20 protein-coding genes are annotated in these 17,732 nt (G+C 49.0%); 1 reads left to right on the top strand and 19 read right to left on the bottom strand.

Annotated features, from left to right (window positions below; genetic code table 11):
* Positions 1-16: 16 nt before the first annotated feature.
* From F0220_RS01630 to F0220_RS01575, 12 genes are all read right to left on the bottom strand, one after another.
* Positions 17-469, bottom strand: a complete 453-nt coding sequence (locus F0220_RS01630) for a phage tail tube protein (protein ID WP_105597972.1) — start codon at positions 467-469, stop codon at positions 17-19.
* A 9-nt stretch (positions 470-478) separates the two neighbouring features.
* Positions 479-868, bottom strand: a complete 390-nt coding sequence (locus F0220_RS01625) for a minor capsid protein (protein WP_076328814.1) — start codon at positions 866-868, stop codon at positions 479-481.
* Positions 865-1,233, bottom strand: a complete 369-nt coding sequence (locus F0220_RS01620; RefSeq protein ID WP_223199827.1) for a hypothetical protein — start codon at positions 1,231-1,233, stop codon at positions 865-867. The genes F0220_RS01625 and F0220_RS01620 overlap by 4 nt, the downstream gene beginning before the upstream one ends.
* 20 nt (positions 1,234-1,253) lie before the next feature.
* Positions 1,254-1,580 carry a hypothetical protein gene (locus tag F0220_RS01615; protein WP_091014785.1) on the bottom strand — a complete coding sequence of 109 codons (327 nt, stop codon included), beginning with the start codon at positions 1,578-1,580 and terminating at the stop codon, positions 1,254-1,256.
* A 2-nt stretch (positions 1,581-1,582) separates the two neighbouring features.
* Complete coding sequence (locus F0220_RS32345; RefSeq protein WP_105597970.1) at positions 1,583-1,945, bottom strand: head-tail connector protein; 363 nt, start codon at positions 1,943-1,945, stop codon at positions 1,583-1,585.
* A 7-nt stretch (positions 1,946-1,952) separates the two neighbouring features.
* Positions 1,953-2,222 carry a hypothetical protein gene (locus F0220_RS01605; protein WP_105597969.1) on the bottom strand — a complete coding sequence of 90 codons (270 nt, stop codon included), beginning with the start codon at positions 2,220-2,222 and terminating at the stop codon, positions 1,953-1,955.
* Positions 2,223-2,234: 12 nt separating this feature from the next.
* Positions 2,235-3,188 (bottom strand): major capsid protein, encoded by a 954-nt coding sequence (locus F0220_RS01600; RefSeq protein WP_091014791.1) that lies wholly within the window; start codon positions 3,186-3,188, stop codon positions 2,235-2,237.
* A gap of 17 nt (positions 3,189-3,205) precedes the next feature.
* On the bottom strand, positions 3,206-3,796 hold the full coding sequence (locus tag F0220_RS01595) for a phage scaffolding protein (protein ID WP_105597968.1): 591 nt from the start codon (positions 3,794-3,796) through the stop codon (positions 3,206-3,208).
* A gap of 106 nt (positions 3,797-3,902) precedes the next feature.
* Positions 3,903-5,018, bottom strand: coding sequence for a phage minor capsid protein (locus F0220_RS01590; protein ID WP_105597967.1), 1,116 nt, complete (start codon positions 5,016-5,018; stop codon positions 3,903-3,905).
* A complete protein-coding gene (locus tag F0220_RS01585; RefSeq protein WP_105597966.1) occupies positions 5,015-6,517 on the bottom strand; it encodes a capsid protein in 1,503 nt (500 codons plus the stop codon). Before F0220_RS01585 ends, F0220_RS01590 begins: the two co-directional genes overlap by 4 nt.
* A 2-nt stretch (positions 6,518-6,519) precedes the next feature.
* Complete coding sequence (locus F0220_RS01580) at positions 6,520-7,857, bottom strand: phage terminase large subunit (protein ID WP_223199826.1); 1,338 nt, start codon at positions 7,855-7,857, stop codon at positions 6,520-6,522.
* On the bottom strand, positions 7,847-8,644 hold the full coding sequence (locus F0220_RS01575) for a terminase small subunit (RefSeq protein ID WP_105597965.1): 798 nt from the start codon (positions 8,642-8,644) through the stop codon (positions 7,847-7,849). Before F0220_RS01575 ends, F0220_RS01580 begins: the two co-directional genes overlap by 11 nt.
* 128 nt (positions 8,645-8,772) lie before the next feature.
* Here F0220_RS01575 and F0220_RS01570 point away from each other — a divergent pair, with 128 nt between their 5' ends.
* The gene (locus tag F0220_RS01570) at positions 8,773-9,027 is read left to right on the top strand and encodes a hypothetical protein (protein ID WP_105597964.1); all 255 of its coding nucleotides are present in this window, start codon (positions 8,773-8,775) and stop codon (positions 9,025-9,027) included.
* Positions 9,028-9,163: 136 nt separating this feature from the next.
* Here F0220_RS01570 and F0220_RS01565 read toward each other — a convergent pair whose 3' ends face one another.
* From F0220_RS01565 to F0220_RS01535, 7 genes are all read right to left on the bottom strand, one after another.
* Positions 9,164-9,502: a hypothetical protein gene (locus F0220_RS01565; RefSeq protein WP_105597963.1), complete on the bottom strand. Its 339-nt coding sequence runs from the start codon at positions 9,500-9,502 to the stop codon at positions 9,164-9,166.
* Positions 9,503-9,580: 78 nt separating this feature from the next.
* Positions 9,581-10,045: a sigma-70 family RNA polymerase sigma factor gene (locus F0220_RS01560; RefSeq protein WP_105597962.1), complete on the bottom strand. Its 465-nt coding sequence runs from the start codon at positions 10,043-10,045 to the stop codon at positions 9,581-9,583.
* Entirely contained in the window at positions 10,046-11,416 is a 1,371-nt protein-coding gene (locus F0220_RS01555) for a DEAD/DEAH box helicase (RefSeq protein WP_105597961.1), read from the bottom strand. It lies immediately after the preceding gene.
* Entirely contained in the window at positions 11,413-11,694 is a 282-nt protein-coding gene (locus F0220_RS01550; protein WP_105597960.1) for a VRR-NUC domain-containing protein, read from the bottom strand. Before F0220_RS01550 ends, F0220_RS01555 begins: the two co-directional genes overlap by 4 nt.
* 262 nt (positions 11,695-11,956) lie before the next feature.
* On the bottom strand, positions 11,957-14,302 hold the full coding sequence (locus F0220_RS01545; protein WP_105597959.1) for a virulence-associated E family protein: 2,346 nt from the start codon (positions 14,300-14,302) through the stop codon (positions 11,957-11,959).
* A 439-nt stretch (positions 14,303-14,741) separates the two neighbouring features.
* Entirely contained in the window at positions 14,742-16,691 is a 1,950-nt protein-coding gene (locus F0220_RS01540) for a DNA polymerase (RefSeq protein WP_105597958.1), read from the bottom strand.
* A gap of 401 nt (positions 16,692-17,092) precedes the next feature.
* On the bottom strand, positions 17,093-17,692 hold the full coding sequence (locus F0220_RS01535; protein ID WP_105598445.1) for a DUF2815 family protein: 600 nt from the start codon (positions 17,690-17,692) through the stop codon (positions 17,093-17,095).
* Between the last annotated feature and the right edge of the window lie 40 nt (positions 17,693-17,732).

Here is a 17,732-nt window from a genome sequence, read left to right as displayed (position 1 = left end):
CCCCCTTGGTTTATGTTTATGGTGTGGTTGGTGCAGGTTCAAATTCTGGCTTACCGTCAGATAGTAGCTCGAACTCCAGACCGTCGATGTTCGTCGAATCACCACCTGCTGGTGTGGTCAAGTTAATGACACAATCCATGGTCAGCTTCGCGCCGGATGGCATGGTCCATTCGAAGATGGTTTCGACCTGTTGACCTGTACCAAGCATCAGACCCGCAACGTAGTCATTACCTGGATCGCCATAGTTCCGCTTCCCGCTGAAACTAAAGGACAACGACTTGCCTGTCACCGCCCGTCTTGTCCAGCCCCCTTGGTCCATCGAACTCCACTCTTCCGTATTACCGTCAATGGCTGGCGCGAAATTCTCCAGATCCTTGATCGTTTTCATGTCTGAATCTGTGGAAACGCGGCCCTTAATACCTACTTTGAAAATATTGTTATGAACCGGAAATACGCCTGTTGTCGGCATTCCATTCCCCTACCTCTCGTAATAAATCGTTGTCTCAATCACATATTCGTAAATCCCTGCATCATCCGTGCCCACATCAATAGGCCACGGTGTCCGCATCTCAAAGGCAATGACACGGTGCCCTGCTATCTCGCCATCAGAACGACCAAATAGCGCAGCATAGACCTCATGGGCCTTACGCTCCGCTGTATCTGCATTCTTGGACCAGTGCACCAGGATGGATATGGACTTGCTGGCATAGCTGGTGTTCTCCAGCCCTCCGATGGCAATGTAAGGTTGTCCGGTGTTCAGGTTGTAGATCCCAACGGACTGTTCCTTCTTCCCATCAATCTTGCCAATGTACCAATTTGGGGAATCGATCTGTGTTTTAAGCCAATCCCGAATCTCGGACAGCATCATTTGATGAACCCACCCCCGAACTTCTTGATCAGCTTTTCAAACGTCTTACGTATCCAACCCTTCTGCTCTTGTTGCCAAGCTTCCAGCCACAACCCTTGGGCGTTGGCGTTCTTATCCCTGCGGAAGTTGTATTCTGGGTGCCAGTATAGACGGCGTGCATACGGCGTGTCATACACAATCTTGACCTTGCCTTTTTTGAGCCCCGTAGTATCTACCCAGGCACTGCGTTCCAACTCACCTGTTTGTTTTGGCACGACCTGAGCGTTTGCAATCTCGGTCAGGATGCTTTCTGCTTTCCCGTTGGCGACTTGCTCCAGTGCTTTCAACGGAGCATTTGCGATTTCACGCATTGCCCTGGGATCCATCGTCACCTTCACTTTAACCATCAGCTCAGCTCCAGTTCAGTACTGAATATGCTGCCATCTGGATTTCGTGGCCGCTCGGATCGAAAAATTGTTCTTTCAGCACCGACAACACGAACAAACCCCTCGATCTGTTGACCGGGGGCTATATCGCCTTCAATGATTATTCGGCCAGACAGGCGGACCAGTCGGCGCTCCTTATCCAGCACTTGTTTTGATTTCTCATCATAGTTACAAGGCCCTGAATAGAGCTGTGTCTCAACTGGCTCCCCGTCTTCTGACAGCTCGGTTTTAAATACTTCAACCGTTGCGTTATTAATCCAGTGCGGAAACGGAAACTTACCTCGCATCCTCACAACCCCCTATTCATCAGCCCGGTTGCCCTCAGCAGGCTTGTAACGCCTTCGGTAGTCTTAACCCCTCCAGCACCTTCAACAGCTTTAAATGACACGCTTACGCTGCCTGCGGAGTATCCCGACAAGGGAAAGTCCAAGTAATCCCCATACTGATACTGGAAATCCGCTTGTTGAGATACTGCCTTGACCACATTTTCCCGCTGAAAGGCTGTCAGGCCGTCCAGGCTACGTTGCACGATGCGATTATAAGTCAGGCTGTCTATTTGGTCGGAAGCCCGACTAAGAGCCTTGTTCAAGTCCTCAGCCGGGATAATTCCGTTTCCATACAGCTCATATTCATCCGGTGTAGCGTAGGGCATATGGCACCTACTTTCCGGCTTTAGTGCTTTTTGCCGATTTATCTTCAGGCGGATCAGCGGGCAGATCCGTTGCTTTACCATCTGTGATATCACCAGGCTCCAGATTAAGAACAGGTACATCATCAGGTTGATCTACGGGATCCTTCTCAACCTCGTAGCCCTTCGACTCGAACCAGCTCAGCAAATGAGGGTTGTCCGTCTCACCCACGCCATTTGCGAAGGCAACGCCTGCGGACAAGCCTGTGTATTCCTTATTTGGTGCAAATACTTTAGCCATGGTCTATTCCTCCTAGGAAACTTTAATTTTACGCATTACGCCAGCTGCCTTGGTCGCTTTCAGTGCCACGGCCGCAACCATCTCCACCTCACCCGTCTTCACTGCTCCCGATGTGGTGAAGTCAGGCAACCACGTCTGAACAGGCGCTACGCCTGCCATAGATACACCGTGGAATCCGTCTAAACCAAGGCGCATAGCGAAAAGCGGTGCTTCTCCGGCGCCATTTGTCGCTACTACAGGATCATTTGTTCCTGCTTTCTCACCCAAATCAAGCAAAGGAATGCCATTGTATGATTCAACTTGCTCTCCAAATTCATTAGTAGAGATTTGATAACGTCCAGCCAACTGAGCGCAAAGCTGAATTGCTGTAATCATGTCTGAGTTACTAGCTATAACGGAAGGTTTTCCGTCCAGTTTCTTCAGGAATTTATTCAGCATGTGGAGGAAATCAACGTAGTTTTCCTTAACTGCCGCAGCATTCGAAAGGTCAAGAGCGGTTCCCGGGATAAACTCTGTGCTGGAACCTGTCAAGGCTTGGTCAAGGCCATCAAAAGCCAAAGCGTCCACTGCGGAATCACCGTTGATAACCGTATCGTTAAACAGCGCTTGTGCAGCTTTAACCTTCTGTTCCATTTGCAACGTAACCTCGCTCACGATTCCGCCCATATTAGCGATAACTCGGTCAATCTGGAACGTACCACCGAACACCTTCAGATCAACGGTGTGACGCTGCTTAGTTACTTCGTGGGGTACGTACTCAGTATTAATTGCACGGAACTGAGCTGTAGGTTGCGTGACTAAACGGGTATAACCGTAAGTCAATGTAGAGCCCCCGCCAGTTGGGGAAACCGCATCATCAAAGGTTAGGTTTTCCAGTAGAAAGTTATTCTTCCGGAATTCATCAATCACCCCAAGTGTAATTGCATCCTGTACGTTTTTCTTTGCTTCTGCCAATGTTACTGCCATTCAAATCAGCTCCTATTCTATTTTGTTAATTGTGCAGCAATTGCATCTCCCAAGGAGAGTTGTCCACCAGCAGGCGGATCTGTTCTACCTGCGCCTACTCTAATGCCGGGTTGTTGCTGTTGTTGCTGGCCTTGCCCTTCTTCAGGCTTGAACAAATAAGCATCTGACGTCTTCAAGCCTGTTAGCTGCTCATCAAGACCAACAATCTTGCCATCGTCTCCAAGAACCAGCTTCGTCTTATCGATCAGACCTGTGACAACTTTCTCGTTATGCACCTTGCCGGTTAGTGCAGCCGTAATGGCGTTGCTGATTTTGACTTCCTTCAGATCCGATTCATACTGCTGCTTGGCCGTCTGGTTCTCTGTTTTCAGCGTCTCGATCTGTTGTTTCAGATCCTCAGACAGTCCCGCAGATTTGCCCAGATCATCAATCTGTTTATCACGATCTGCAACGTCCTTCTCCAGCTTCTTCCTAGTATCGGATAACTCGTTGTACTGCGATTTAGGTACAAAGTGCTTCGGTAATTCCTTATTTACGTCCCCAATAAATGCATCGATCTTCGCATCTTCCCAACCTGCTTGTTTCAACAGTTCTCTAAGCCAATCCATTTGTCATCAGCCTCCATAGATTTATATAGCTGCTCTCCAGCTAAGGGAGCGGACCGTGATGCTCCGGTCAACGAGCAATAGGCCCCAGCAGTCTCAGCTAGGGCCTTCAAACTCTTACCTTCTCCCGTTTGGGATCTCTGCGTAAGTAATCATGTTCCTTCAGGTGAATCCGCAATTGGGCTTGCCACTGTCTAACCTTAGCCTTGTAATTCGCCTGGTTTCCTTCATCCACACTGCCCGTTTCCAGACGCTTGTACTTGCGTATCTGGCGTTCCATGTAGCGCTGTTTCTGCTCTGCCTGGTAATTGGCCAAAGCTTTTGCATCATCGACAGGCTTAGGCAGTGAACTGGTGCCTGGAATGAACGTAGTCATGTTATGACGACAGTTCGGGTGGAACAAACCAGCCGCAATGGCGGTACTCAGAAGCGGATACCTGCCATCAGCTATGGTCCCGCCTGAATAAACGTCATCAATGAACACCTTGCCCTGATATGGCAGGCACAGCTTCGAACAGTTGGCGTGTGACGATATCACCACAGTTCGGATGCCTAGCTGATCCCGTTTTGCACCCTCTCCAGCAAACACTGCACGCTGGGAGGATGTACGCAACGCCATTTCCGCATAACTGGCCACATTCACCCTTCGACCATTTGCATAGGTGATGGAGTCGAAGCCCTTTTCAAGAAAATCCTTAGTAGCCCGGTCAATAGCCTGATTCAGCGAAGCAGCTCCACTGTTCAGATATACCTGGCTCTTATAGATGGTCTGTCTATACACGTCATCTGCTTGTCTCAGCATGGCGTGGCGGGCTAATTGCAGATTGTTCTCTGCTGCATCTGCGAGAGCGTTAACCCGCTTCTCATTGATCCTGAAGAAGGTACGATCTGAACCATCCTCCGGCTCTATTCCTGGCTTTTTGCCCGTGATCTTGTTCCACAGGCCCTTAACCGTGTTAGCCACCCGATCTGCACCACGCCGCCATGCCCCTTTGACCTCTTCCTCTGCGGCTTTCTTCACTTCCGACTCATACTTCTTGGATATCTGGCGTGTCTCCTTACGGTACTGCTGGATATCCTCCAGCTTGCGTTGTTGCCATTGCTCCCACTCCTTGCCCTCTCGTTCCTCGTCATCCTTGTGACGCTGAAGGTTACGCTGCATGGACTTGATCAGATCCATTTCCATGTCGCTGAAGATCTGGCGTATGTCATATTTCTTCTTCATGTCTCATCATCTTCTGGAACGTCCTCCTCTGTATCTGGTGGAGCATCACGATTCAGTGCCGGTTCCTCAAAGGTGATCCCCTGTTCATCTTTCAGGCGTTTAACCTCTTCTGCCTTCTCCTCATCCGTCCAAGTATCGCCATACATCTCTTCGACCGCACGCTCTACGCTCATTACACCGAACGTCCGGGCCTTGCCTACCGTCTCAACAACAGCATCAAATGAAGGACTAGCGTATTCACCGAACTTGACGGATGCTTCATACTCCCCTAGATTCCGTTGCAGGTTGTTATCGTGTACCCTCAGCACAATAGACACCAATTCTGGAATGACTTCATTCAAGCGTTCAATGATCTTGCTTCGGGTGTACAATGTGGCCTTCTCTTTCTCCCGTTGCGCCTCGGCATTATCCATCTTCTTCAGATCGATGCCAAGTGTTGACGGCGATACAATCCCTTGTAAGCACATATCCAATGCAGAAGCATATGACGATACGAATGCTTCATAAAGTATGGCTGGCTGCACTAAGGAAATTTGCTCTTTGGCTTCCTCGGCCATTGTCCTACCAGCCGCGATAAAGTCCATATCAAATGGATTTGGCTTGATGGGCATTCCGTTATTCGGATCTCGGGGGAGCAAGTCTTCCGGAATGTACTTCTGCACTCGTCCGGATCGGATGGCATCCCACCACTGGCTGATAACCTCGTCCAAAGCGTCAAAGCTATCTGCCTTGCTCTCATAAATGGACTTGCCTCGATCTGGCCACTTCGATGATTTGAACACAGACAGCGGCACACCCCAAATAAAGTCACCCGTAAATGTCGTTTCATCCAAGCCAGTCAATTCAGGCACCATGGCCAGGGGAACCTCTTTCCCATCCGCACTCAGCAGCTTATAGGTGATCTTACCTTTGCCAAATGTCTCTTCGAGCTGGTAATCCTTATCGTTATGGCGGTACTCCGTGTAATAGATGATCTCCTGGAGCCTGCCCCGTTCTCGTCTATACCGAACCTTATCGCCTGCGTAGAACTCTATAATCGGGTACGGGGTAATGTCGGTATCCAATGTTACCTTGAACGCCCCATCCCCCTCGACCAAAGCCTCAATCAGACTGCTGCCCAGCAGCTCATCAAAGTTATTATCCTTGGCGATTTCCTCCCACAGCTTCGTCTGTTCCGATGTCTTCAGCTCGATCTGGTCCATATCCGAAACCACAATGTCAGATAGGCGCTCCACGATCATAGCCGGTAACCCTGAATGGATCTTCCGGATATGCCGGTTCTCACTCGGTACCGCTGCCCAGAATCGGGAACGGCTCACGTTATCTGTGACTGACTGCTTATAGAACTGTTCCAGCTCGGACGGATCTCCACGATACCAGAGCCGGTTACGCAGGACACTGGTCCGATAGCTGAACGGCTCACGAATGATGAATGACTTGTTCTCCGGTGCTGGTTGAATCCTCAATATCTTCATGACCATATTCTTGATCCACCCCATTTCTATACCTCCAGTCTCTTCTTGAACGGTTGAACGGCGTATTCGCTACTATCCAAGCAGTCCACTGGGTAACTTCCGTCATCCGTCCGCACCCATTCACCCTTCTGGCGCTCGTTCTCGTCCCAAGTGGCATTCTCTATGGCTTCAATCCAATGTTTAAGATGGGCCATAACCTTGTACCGCCCTTGGTTAATCAGAACGTTCGTCAACCTGATCCGGTCTACGATGCCCTCTTTCTTGTAAGCAGGCACTACCTGAATGTGTATACCCCGCCGCCTTAGCTCATTAGCCAGCGCCTGCCGGAACAGTTTGTCAGCAGATTCAGCAAAGATATGAGCGCATGACAAAAAGGCCGGATAGGTTTCCGACCATTCGACGATCTTATTCACGACTTCCTTGGCGTACCGGTCATGTGTATAACCAGACTCCTTGCCCTGCTTATGGTAATAACCATCCAGTAGGATGACATCTTTATACCTTGGCGTGAATCCGGTCAGCGTTGCCACCGTGGCGTCTGTACCCCCAATGTCGATACCTATGGAGAACTCAATATACCGGAAATCCTTAATATCCTTACGAGTAACAACAACTCCCGGCTTAGTGTATCCCGTGTAGATCCGCCCTGTGGCCGCTGTTCGCTTACCCAAAATATCAGCTTGATACCACAGGCTGCCTTTGTCATACGTGGATAGCGTGGTCTTGAGACGGTCGTTAGGGATAGAGAGGTTATCAAACACGGTAAAGTGTTCGTAATTGTATCCGGTATTCTCTCCAAGCTTCAGCAGCTCGTCCTGGTAATCCAGAATGTCACGGTAGAACCAGTGAGAGGGGGGCTTAGGATTCAAATCGAAGAACAATTGCCTGAAGCTACTCGCCAGTGTCCGGTCAAATACCTCCTGCACAAACGACTGATGGCACTCATTGACCTCAGTGATGTACACCGTACCGTACGAGTTACCTTTGATACGGGCAGCGTCATTGGCTTTACCACCACCAGCGATAATGACCACTTTCTCCCCAGTCTTGGTCTGAATGTACAGTGCATCGCGGTTCTTGTATTCTCCCTCACGGCAACGCCCCGCAAATAGGTGCTGGAGTCCGAAGCCGTTCGAGTCGATGGCGTTCATCTTTGCTGCAGCCAAGGAAACACCCGCAACCAGATGTAGCTTGTCCGGATGAACCTCCAGGCACATCGCATAAGCAATCAGGTTGATGATGTTTTTCCCCGCCCGCTTACCGCCCTCAGCAACGTTCAGCCAGGCGTCTTTACTTCGGGCAATATAGCTTGCCTGTTTTTGATTAAACGGCGCATACGGGATCAGAGCAGCCTCAGTCATCATCCATCACCCGTTCAGCTACCGGATTATTAATCATCTCAGCCAAAGCCAGGATCTGAGCGCTTGGATTGAAGCCGTCCTTGTCTGGAACCTTCGATTTCAGCACAGCAACACGGGCTTTCTGCTCCTCAGTCAAGTACCCAGCGTACCGGTCCAGCATCTTCAGGGCTTCCATCTTGTCAGCAAGCTTGACGGTGGTCCCGCTCTTGCCTATCTTGATTTCACTGACAATCGCCCCGTCCACTTCGTCTGCATTTTTGAAATCGACGAAGTTGATTTGCTGTGTGATCGGTTGGCCTTCTCCATCCTGGCCAACGGTAATTTCCTTGCGACCAAAATCCACGAAATCCGTGATATCTGCAAAGGCAATTTTCATGTATTCAGCGATGATTCGTTGAATGTCCAAGCCCAGCGCCTCGGTGTACATCTCCTTATGTCGCTGGATCTCCGCGTGCACTTTAGGATTTCTTAGCGTCTCCCATCCAACCACATGCGCTGAACGTTTGCTATAGCCTGCTGCCATGGCTGCACGTGTGATGTTGAAGTCCCTCAGGTACTCCATGATGAAAATGCGCTGCTTGTCAGTCAGCTGGCTGTCCTCTGAGACTTTTGGCGCTGCGTGTTGCAACGTTGCAACGTTGCGTTGCGTCGCGGCTCCTCGTTGCCAGTTCTCTCGGTTCTTACGGCTTCGGATCGTTGAATCCTTGATGCCGTATTCCTCAGCAAGCTCCTTCAGCGTTAAATTGCTTGTCTCAAATAATCGTCTAATCACTTCCCAATTCGGCGTCAATTCATCTTCACCACCTCCGCTGTCGTTTTGTTTTGAAAGATTAAATTAATATAAAATATCTATTTTTTTCTTTTTTTGTATTAATTAATAATAATTTGGATAATATAGAAATCGAGGAGGTGATAACATTGACAATTAATAATTCAGTGCTCAATGATGCAAAGTTAACTGATAAAATTTCCCCAATAGAGCTCACGCAAATTTCACAAATTATTGAAGTTAGCTTTGAGGCGAAAGGTGTCAACGGTACATGTGAAATTCTTTGTGAAACAGCCGGAAATGCTGCAAGGGTTGCCTGTGAAGGGCTAAACAATCCGATTGCACGTGCGATTTGTATCCAGGCCGCAAATGCTGCGGAATCTGCGTGTAAGGATCAGTGCTAGCTAAAGAAAATTTCGGCCCCGCTACTCTTGCGGGGCTTTTAATCAAATATGTAAAGGTTCAATCTAAGCTTGTCACATCCAAACTGTATTAAATCGCAAAAAAGAGCCCTCCGCAATGGAGAGCCCTGTGATAAGTTTATTTGTAGATAACTATATTTCCGTATCTTGTATTGTTATGTTTATGCTCTCCAACAAAAATACTACCCGATTCCGTGTCGCTATAGAGGAACCAATCTCCTTGCAGTTGGAGCTTATAATTTGATTCCAACTCATCAATTGTGAGGTGTTGTCTCCTGATTTCGTTATCCCCTTGCCTGATTTCAAAATCAATTATCTCTACGGATTCAAACTTTTTGGACAATACAATATCCTTAGGATCAAGTTTAGGTAATTTGCTTTCCCACTCTCTTAACTCCTGTCCTATCTCAATAATCTTTTCGTTAGTGAGCTCTTGAGAATCAATTTTAGTAGTCATTAGCTTGATCTCCTTATAAAGACATACGTATAGTGGGACACTTGCATACACGGTGTAATACAGTACGTAATACAAGAATCAAATGAAATCTTGTTTAAGCTTAGCTTTCGCCCGCTTTACATACTCATACGCCGCACCTCTTGACAAGTTTAGTTTATGTGAAATTTCCAAAAGCGTCAAGCCTTGCGCCATGTGAAGCAGAAAACATGTTCGCTCTCTGTCACTCAAAGCCAGCAGCGCATCCACCAGACGTAAACGCTCTGCATCTGTGATCTCCTGTCCGGACAGTTTGATATAAATTTCCCGTTGCCGATACACGTCGGTAATCTCGACGCCACGGCGGCTACCTGGCCGTCTCCCGCGTTTTAACCATGTCAGGGCATATCTCATGTCCGATAACATTTCAGAGACCGTGCCAGCCTCCTCTTTCTCTTGGGGATCATCCAGATCCAGACTCTTCCGGTAATTGTCCAATGCTCGGGAATCCGTTGCATATTGACTGATCAGCGTCTCAATCCACGTTGCTTTAGTCGTTGTTGTCATCTATTTCACCCTCTCTATTCTTGCTTTAACTGCATCCATCAAGGCATCTTGTCCGGTAGCTTTACGCTCCAGTGCTGCTACGGCATCCTCGTCCATCGTACCTTCAGCCACCAACCGGATAACGACAATATTGTGTTTGACTCCCTGCCGGTGAACCCTGGCATTGGCCTGCTGATCTTCTTCCAGGCTCCATATCTGATCGAACCACACAACCGTCCGGCAGCTGGACTCCTGAAGATTCAGGCCATGGCCTGCAGATTTCGGATGAAGCAGCAGCAGCGGGATCTCATCGTTGTTCCAGGCCCGGATATCCTCGTTGCCGTCTTTTCCCTTTCGCAGGATCTGGGCTTGCGGGAACCGTTGCCGGATCCGGCTCAGGCTATGCTGAAAGTTGTAAAACACCATGACGGGCTTACCATTTGCCGCCTCGATCACGTCCTCCAGTGCATCAAGCTTGGCATCGTGAATCTGCTTCACGCCGCGATCCTCGTCATACACGGCTCCACTTGCCATCTGCAAAAGCTTGTTACTCAAGACGGCAGCGGTCTGGGCCACGACATCAGCGTCTGCGTATTCGATCAGCAGCTCCTTCTCCAGCTTCTTGTACAGTTCAGCCGCTTTACCTGCCAAACGTACCGTTACCGTTCGATCGATCCGTTCAGGCAGCTCCAGCCAGTCTTCCGCTTTCATGCTAACGGCAATATCACTAATAGCCTCGTAGATCCGATCCTCAGATTCCTTTTTCTGTTTCCAGTTGTAAACGACATGTCCGCTACATTCACCTGGAACGAAGTACCGATCCCGGTAGGCAGATACGGTTTTTCCAAGTCGTTCTCCCTGATCCAACAGATACACAGGAGCCCACAGGTCCAGAAGACTGTTCGGGGCTGGCGTGCCAGTCAATCCGATCAGCCGTTTGATCATAGGCCGGATCCGGCGAAGCGCCTTAAACCGCTTGGATTGATGGTTCTTAAAGCTGGAAAGCTCGTCGATCACTACAGTATCGAACGGCCACTTGCTACCGTACTCACCAACCAGCCACTCCACGTTCTCCCGGTTAATGACCCAGATATCAGCATCGGACTTCAAAGCTTTACGCCGCTGATCTACGCTGCCAAGTACTTTGCTAATCCGCAGATGACCTAGGTGATCCCACTTGTGAATCTCACGTGCCCAGGTATCGTCTGCCACACGCAGTGGTGCGATAACCAGGACCTTCTCAGCCTCGAAGTAGTCATTCAACAGTTGGTCGATCGCTGTCAGCGTAGAAACTGTTTTGCCCAAACCCATTTCCAGAAACAGCCCGATGAAAGGCGTGTCCAGAATCCGCAACGTTGCATAGGCTTGATACTGGTGAGGAATGAACTTCATTTCGGCATCACCTCATGTATGAACCGTTCAATGTCAGCCTCACTATCTATTTTGTAATGTGGATGCCCTAAGGCCAGCAGATCCTTACGCCATTTTCTTTGCAGGGGTTCCAATGGCTTGCCCGGTGCTTTCAGCTCAACATATACAGTCAACCCACCAGGTAAGATGGCCAAGCGATCGGGTACACCACGGTTACCTGGACTGACCCACTTCGGCATCTTCCCGCCAATCCGTTCCACAGCCAGTCGTGCTTTCCGTTCCAGTTGTGATTCTCGCATAGAACCTCCTGTTCAGTTGACGTACTCCATACACGTGTGTGCACAGAATGTACGTTTAACCCATATTCCGTATCCCTATATATAGGTTAATTACTATTCTTATTAAAATAGGATAATTTACTGTATCAACTGCACCCGCAAGCTTTTAAGCGTTGGTGCAGTTGACTTTAGGTATGATGCAGTAAAGCAGAATTCACTGTTTCATGCCTGCTTCAACTGCATCATACCTGACGCAGTTGATACATTAGAGATGCAGATAAAATTAAGGATTAATGTATCGGGTAAACGCGGTCTGTTGACCGTACCCCGTTATGCGTAACCGTCCTTTGGCTTCATGCCATCCTGGAATCTTCCGCATAATGTCGCATATCTCTTTTGCCTCCCAGGGCTTCATGTCACCCTTTCGCTTACCAAGACATTCCACCCATATCTGGGCTGCACAAACCCGCTGCCGCATTTGGCCTGAAGGACGGTCAAGCTCGTCCACCTCTTCCGATTCCAGCCACTCCTGGATAAGACCCTCACGCGGATCACTTTCCATATGTGCAGCTTGTTGGCGCTCTGCCTCCATGCGTCCTTCGTTATCCAGCTCCAAGGTTTCCCCCGCCTTAAACCAGCAGAGTACCTCCGCCCAGATTTGGCTCACTTCCACCTCTTCTAAATGGTCCCAATGGCTTTTCTCTGCCCGATCTGGGAATACCTCAATGGGCCAAAAGCGACGGTTTCCTGTCATGTCCCGCAGGAACCCCTTCGTATTGGTCGTTCCGAAGAACACACATTTCCGTGGAAACTCCGATACCTGTCTGTCATATGCCACGCGGTACCGGTCTTCTGTCTTGGACAAGAAGGCTTTCACCTCTTCCACTTCCGTCTTCTTCATGGCCGACAGCTCGCCGATCTCGAAGATCCAACCTGACTGCAGGTGTTCTCCCGCTTCCTTATTCTCAAACGTACGTAGGCTATCGGAAAACCATTCTCGTCCAAGCTTCGACAGTAAAGAACTCTTGCCGGCGCCTTGTGGACCCACAAGCACAAGCATCTGGTCAAACTTGCACCCTGGCCGATATAAACGTGCTACAGCCGCCAGCAGCATCTTGCGAGTCACCTGACGTACATAGTGGGTGTCTGCTGCCCCCAAATAAACGGTAAACAGTCGTTCTGCACGAGGCAGACCATCCCACTCTGTCGATTCTATATAGGTCTTAATTGGGTGAAACGTGTTCCGATGGACCACTTCCGTAAATGCGTTCTGGATCGTCTTCGCACTATTGATGCTGTGAGCCTTGGAAAACCAATGCTGAAGCCTTTTATCATCGGCACCCAACCACGGCTCATAGGATCGTCCTGGACGCTCTTTTTCACGCCACGGCAGGGGCTTACGGATGACCTCTGAGTTACCAAATGCGTCATACCCTAGAATGTCATTCCAAGTACCATTCGAGAGGATCAACTCAATATTTCCTGCCGTGGGGAGCAACTTTCCCGTCTTATGGTGGCGTTCCAACTCTTCTAGCCAACTGTCATCCTCCGGTTCAGCTTCTTCGTCAAAATCCACATCTGCAAAGTCCGCCTGCAGCTCAGCTCCTGCTGTCCGATTCACTTCCGGGAGCCGAATGGCCCAATGTTCCATCGCCATGTGACTTGGCTTTTTGGCATCCGGCGTAAACTCTTTCACACGTTCATCCAAATGACCAAACTTATGAATACGGACAAGATCAAACAGGTTGTATGTCCGGCCATCACTTATGGGATCACTGTCCTGATGCGAATATGCGAGATCCTGATCCGGATACACTTCCAATCCGTTTGCACTGGAGCCACGGGTATAGGTGTACCGATTCGTCATCGTGCCCTGGCTATATATGTCCGATAGGAAAGCTTCAATCCCTTCCTCGATGCTGTATGCCCGGCAGAACAGTCCAATGGTACCTATCTTCTCCCGCGGATCTTGGGCCTTCGTGGTAACGTGGCGTAGCGCCCGGCCCTCTTCTGGGTGCCGAGGCCACGCCGCTACATCCTGCCAATCCTCATATTGGTCCAATACTGCATCGACCTTCAGCACATCCCCTTCGCCGATCTCCAGCACCGGATCAGCATCTTTGGAACACGAAGGCCAATACATGAGTCGGTGAATGTCGAAGGTTGTTTTATCGAAATAATTGATGCCGATCTGCTCCGCCAGCTTGCGACTGACAGCGGCATATTCGTCCGGACTCATGGAACGATCTCCTGGAACGATAAGACGATACTTTTGTTTGTCAGGCCGGTGACTATGCGTCGAATAGATCGCATACGCCCGGCCACCCAAGATGAGCTCCACGGCGAACGAGAACCCATCATCAGCAAAGTCAGCATCCAGCGTAATCAAGCTGCGGGAGTCCACGTTCTCCTTCTTCCGCCGTCCGCCCAGGATCAGACCACCGACAAATGAGGGCCCATCTTTGGCCTTACCTTTTGCAGGCACATTCATTTTGTCGTAAACTGCCATCGTCTCGGCTGTCCGCCGTACCTTATGCAGCCGATCAATGAACTCGTCCCACGTCCAGTATTCCGGCTTCCAGCTTGTGTCTGCACGGTGCTTACCGAGCGATATGTCTAATTCGTGCATGCTTCCACCTCAATCTGTGTTTAAAGAATTGACTTAAAAATTATGTTAACAAGCCACTTGATTTGTGGTAATATTTAACTGCTCCAGAGAAATGTTGATAGACAATAGTCTGTCGCATTTACTTATTGTTGGTAACAGCAATAAGTAACTTGTGGGACCCATGACATGCACACACACATGTCAATAGAGTCACCACACCAGGACAGGTCTCCTTCATTATTAATGGGGAACAGCCTGAAATGGGATTCTCTTGAAAGGAGCGTGGAAATATGAATTTAGAGTTCAAAGACTTTAAGCTCATCATCGCCCCGCGTGTCTTAATAATGATCCTTTTGATCATTGCTGGGATATACGGACTCGATGTAACCCTTCTCAAGTAGTCAAGGATAACCAACCCTTCCTACCAGAAGGGTTATTTCTGTTTAATTACAAACTTTGATTAGTCCTTCTGATAAAACTCGCATTCAAAGCCGGCTGCCTTTAAGGGCAGTCCTGGCGCCCAATCAATGGGTTGCCCCATCAAATCCGTCACTTCCTCAACCGAGCTAATTTCCTCCGGCACATCCAGTACAACCTCGTCATGTACATGCAGCGGAATATTGAAGCCCGCCCGATCCATCCGAAGCAAACTCTCCGCAAGACAGTCCCGCGCAATCGCTTGGACCAAATTCTCCACAAGCGTTCCGCCCCAGGTGCGCTGCCGAACCATACGGCCTGTTTTGTCAGGAGCCTTGAACGACAGTCCCTCTTTGTTGAACTTGGGATCGGGCTTGATCTCCGGTGAAGGATAGGACAAGCTGTGACCACTTGGTAGATCCGCGAACAGCATTCCTTTGGCATATCGGTAGCTCACGCCATGAGCCAGTTTGACAACACCTTTTGTCTGAACAGCCTCCATGGCTGCGGCCTCTGCACGGTACCAGAGCTTACGGATTCGTGGATTCGCATCCCGCCACTGTCTTACCAAAGGATCATACTGATCTGCAGGAATTTCCTTCTTCTTATCCATTTGTTCCATAGCCGCTGCACCACCACCGAATCCGCAGGCCAAAGTGGCCACTTTTCCGGATGCCCGATATTTATAGTTTTCATGTCCCTTTACAATCGTCTCGAAGTCAATTCCAAACATACGCGAAGCCGTTGCCTCATAGATCTTGCCATGTCCTTGGAATACGTCCAGTACCCACATCTCGTCTGCTAGCCAGGCAATGACGCGTGCCTCGATTGCCGAAAAGTCAGAAACAATGAATCGATTACCTGGTGAAGGAATCAACGAGGTACGAATCAGTTCAGACAACACGAACGGCGGGGCGCCATACAGCATTTCCAGCAGTTCATAATCCCCAGAAGAAAGCACGTTGCGCGCTCTCCCCAGATCTTCCAAGTGATTCTGAGGCAGATTATGCATCTGCACTCGCCGCCCAGCCCAGCGCCATGTCCTGCTTGCCCCACAGTATTGCAAGATCCCCCGCACACGGCCATCATCACAGGTACCCAGCTTCATAGCATCGTATTTATTGACAGAGGTTTTCCCCATTTCCTGCCGTAGCCCAAGCATGCGTTTTGTCTCATCTGTAGGTGCAGCGTCCAGCAGTTCAGGCATATTGTCTTTATTCAAACTGTCGATTTGCAATCCCTGATCCGCGAACCACTCTTTGAGCTGCGGCAGGCTGTTGGGATTATCGACTCCCGTCAGCTCCTTGGCTTCAATGAGCAACCGCTCCGTGTACAACTTTGAGCAAGCAATCGCGTGACTCACAAGATTGTCATCCACGCCTATGCCATAATCATTAATCTTTTGATCCAGTGCCCATACTTGCCACTCACGTTCAGGAACCGGGAACCGCTCCAGGCGCTTACGCACCTCGCGTTCCACTACCACGTCCTGCCGGTTATAGTCCACATACTGTTGCCAGCGATCCATGTCATGGTACGAATAGTTACGCGTACGTCCGCCGTTGACCTTCGTGGGCTTGCAGGGAACACTGAAATACTTGATCAGGGTTTTACCCTTGCTATCCTTCTGCACTTCGAGTCCAAGGGCCTTGGCTGCCCCGTCTAATGAGCCAGGAAGACCCAGGGTGTAGGCATGAGCCATAGAACAGCGCCAGTGCTCAGCAGGACACGCTATGCCGAGATACTTGGCGATGGCAGCACGTTCAAAACCAGCATTCCATGCCGTTTTGGTCACGTCCATCTGGAGGGCATCCAGTACGTCTTTCGGGATATCCTGAAAGTCGGTTAAGTCGATGACCTGGACCGGATCATCGTCAAAAGCAAAGGCGAACAGCAGAATCTCGAAATCCTCTGCTTCAACATAGCGATGAACACCGCAACCTTTCAGATCAATGCTGCTGTACGTCTCTAAGTCAATCTGTAACAAGCTCATGAATCCCCCTCTCAAAGACTCAAAATACAAAGCAATATTCAAAAAAAGAGAACATATTTTCTTAATTACACATAAGGAATATTATGTTATATTAGTCGTGAAGCACCGCAGTTTTCTCCTTTTCTCGTGAGTAGCTCACTGTTTTCTTGATACATACAGTGGGTGTAATTCTAGCCCTCTGATATGTGTAATGTGTAACTTACATTACATGTACATAAAAAAGGAGCTGAGAAAATGCAACTCAAATTTCGCGATTTCGAGTTAAATATCAAACAATCCATAATTATTGCGGTGATTACTTTAATTAGCGTGAAAATGGGATTCGATGCCTCTCTATTCAAATAGAGGGGTTTTCTCAATTTAATGAAAAAGGGGACCCTCGCGAATCCCCTAAAAAATAATTAGCTCAAGAAATCTTCTTCATCACCGTCAAAATCATCTGTATCAAAATCTTCATCAGCAAAGTCATCCGAAACGCTACTGCGTCCACCGAGGAAGTCCCCGTCCTGTACCTTCACAATATTGTTCAACCCTGCCGCAATACCTTTGTTGCCTTTAGTATCGAACAGATAGAAGTTTACGCTGACTTTGGCGTAGCAGCCGCTGTATACTTCGGTGGTATCCGTAATATCTTGGAACTTGGTTTTACCATTGCCGTCTTTGCCCATTGGCTTCACGATACCCGGTTTGTTCTTGGAGCTGGCGTTAAAGAAGTAGTGTCCTGCGTAAGCCTCATCGTCCGGCTTTTCCTCATCCCCATCACGAAGCGGTGAATGGAATTTAGCAGGCAACTTACCACCGTATTTTGCCTTCGCTTGTTCTTTAAGCGTATCAATGATTGCTTTGTACTTTTGCAAGGTTACCTTGTCGTCTTTCGGGATCAGAAGAGCAGTGCTGTATTTCGGATCTCCACCGTCCATGGATTGCGGCTCCCATACGTTTGCATAAGAAAGTCTTACTTTTCCAGTCACCAATTTAGTTGTTTGATTGTCGATTGCCATTTGAACATTTCTCCTTTGAGTTGGTTTTGTATGTCCTGAA

The sequence above is a fragment of the Paenibacillus sp. 37 genome (genome assembly GCF_008386395.1).
GTDB lineage: Bacteria > Bacillota > Bacilli > Paenibacillales > Paenibacillaceae > Paenibacillus > Paenibacillus amylolyticus_B.
Note: the sequence above shows the minus strand (reverse complement) of the source record. Positions and strands in the feature narration are given on the sequence as shown.

What these genes read in the sequence shown, in the direction of transcription:
- F0220_RS01595 (WP_105597968.1), bottom strand. Translation starts at nt 3,796, where the DNA reads ATGGATTGGCTTAGAGAACTGTTGAAACAAGCAGGTTGGGAAGATGCG.
- F0220_RS01615 (WP_091014785.1), bottom strand. Translation starts at nt 1,580, where the DNA reads ATGCGAGGTAAGTTTCCGTTTCCGCACTGGATTAATAACGCAACGGTT.
- F0220_RS01555 (WP_105597961.1), bottom strand. Translation starts at nt 11,416, where the DNA reads ATGAAGTTCATTCCTCACCAGTATCAAGCCTATGCAACGTTGCGGATT.
- F0220_RS01580 (WP_223199826.1), bottom strand. Translation starts at nt 7,857, where the DNA reads ATGATGACTGAGGCTGCTCTGATCCCGTATGCGCCGTTTAATCAAAAA.
- F0220_RS01565 (WP_105597963.1), bottom strand. Translation starts at nt 9,502, where the DNA reads ATGACTACTAAAATTGATTCTCAAGAGCTCACTAACGAAAAGATTATT.
- F0220_RS01590 (WP_105597967.1), bottom strand. Translation starts at nt 5,018, where the DNA reads ATGAAGAAGAAATATGACATACGCCAGATCTTCAGCGACATGGAAATG.
- F0220_RS01585 (WP_105597966.1), bottom strand. Translation starts at nt 6,517, where the DNA reads ATGGGGTGGATCAAGAATATGGTCATGAAGATATTGAGGATTCAACCA.
- F0220_RS01550 (WP_105597960.1), bottom strand. Translation starts at nt 11,694, where the DNA reads ATGCGAGAATCACAACTGGAACGGAAAGCACGACTGGCTGTGGAACGG.
- F0220_RS01620 (WP_223199827.1), bottom strand. Translation starts at nt 1,233, where the DNA reads ATGGATCCCAGGGCAATGCGTGAAATCGCAAATGCTCCGTTGAAAGCA.
- F0220_RS01625 (WP_076328814.1), bottom strand. Translation starts at nt 868, where the DNA reads ATGATGCTGTCCGAGATTCGGGATTGGCTTAAAACACAGATCGATTCC.
- F0220_RS01560 (WP_105597962.1), bottom strand. Translation starts at nt 10,045, where the DNA reads ATGACAACAACGACTAAAGCAACGTGGATTGAGACGCTGATCAGTCAA.
- F0220_RS01600 (WP_091014791.1), bottom strand. Translation starts at nt 3,188, where the DNA reads ATGGCAGTAACATTGGCAGAAGCAAAGAAAAACGTACAGGATGCAATT.
- F0220_RS01540 (WP_105597958.1), bottom strand. Translation starts at nt 16,691, where the DNA reads ATGAGCTTGTTACAGATTGACTTAGAGACGTACAGCAGCATTGATCTG.
- F0220_RS01545 (WP_105597959.1), bottom strand. Translation starts at nt 14,302, where the DNA reads ATGCACGAATTAGACATATCGCTCGGTAAGCACCGTGCAGACACAAGC.
- F0220_RS01630 (WP_105597972.1), bottom strand. Translation starts at nt 469, where the DNA reads ATGCCGACAACAGGCGTATTTCCGGTTCATAACAATATTTTCAAAGTA.
- F0220_RS01605 (WP_105597969.1), bottom strand. Translation starts at nt 2,222, where the DNA reads ATGGCTAAAGTATTTGCACCAAATAAGGAATACACAGGCTTGTCCGCA.
- F0220_RS32345 (WP_105597970.1), bottom strand. Translation starts at nt 1,945, where the DNA reads ATGCCCTACGCTACACCGGATGAATATGAGCTGTATGGAAACGGAATT.
- F0220_RS01535 (WP_105598445.1), bottom strand. Translation starts at nt 17,692, where the DNA reads ATGGCAATCGACAATCAAACAACTAAATTGGTGACTGGAAAAGTAAGA.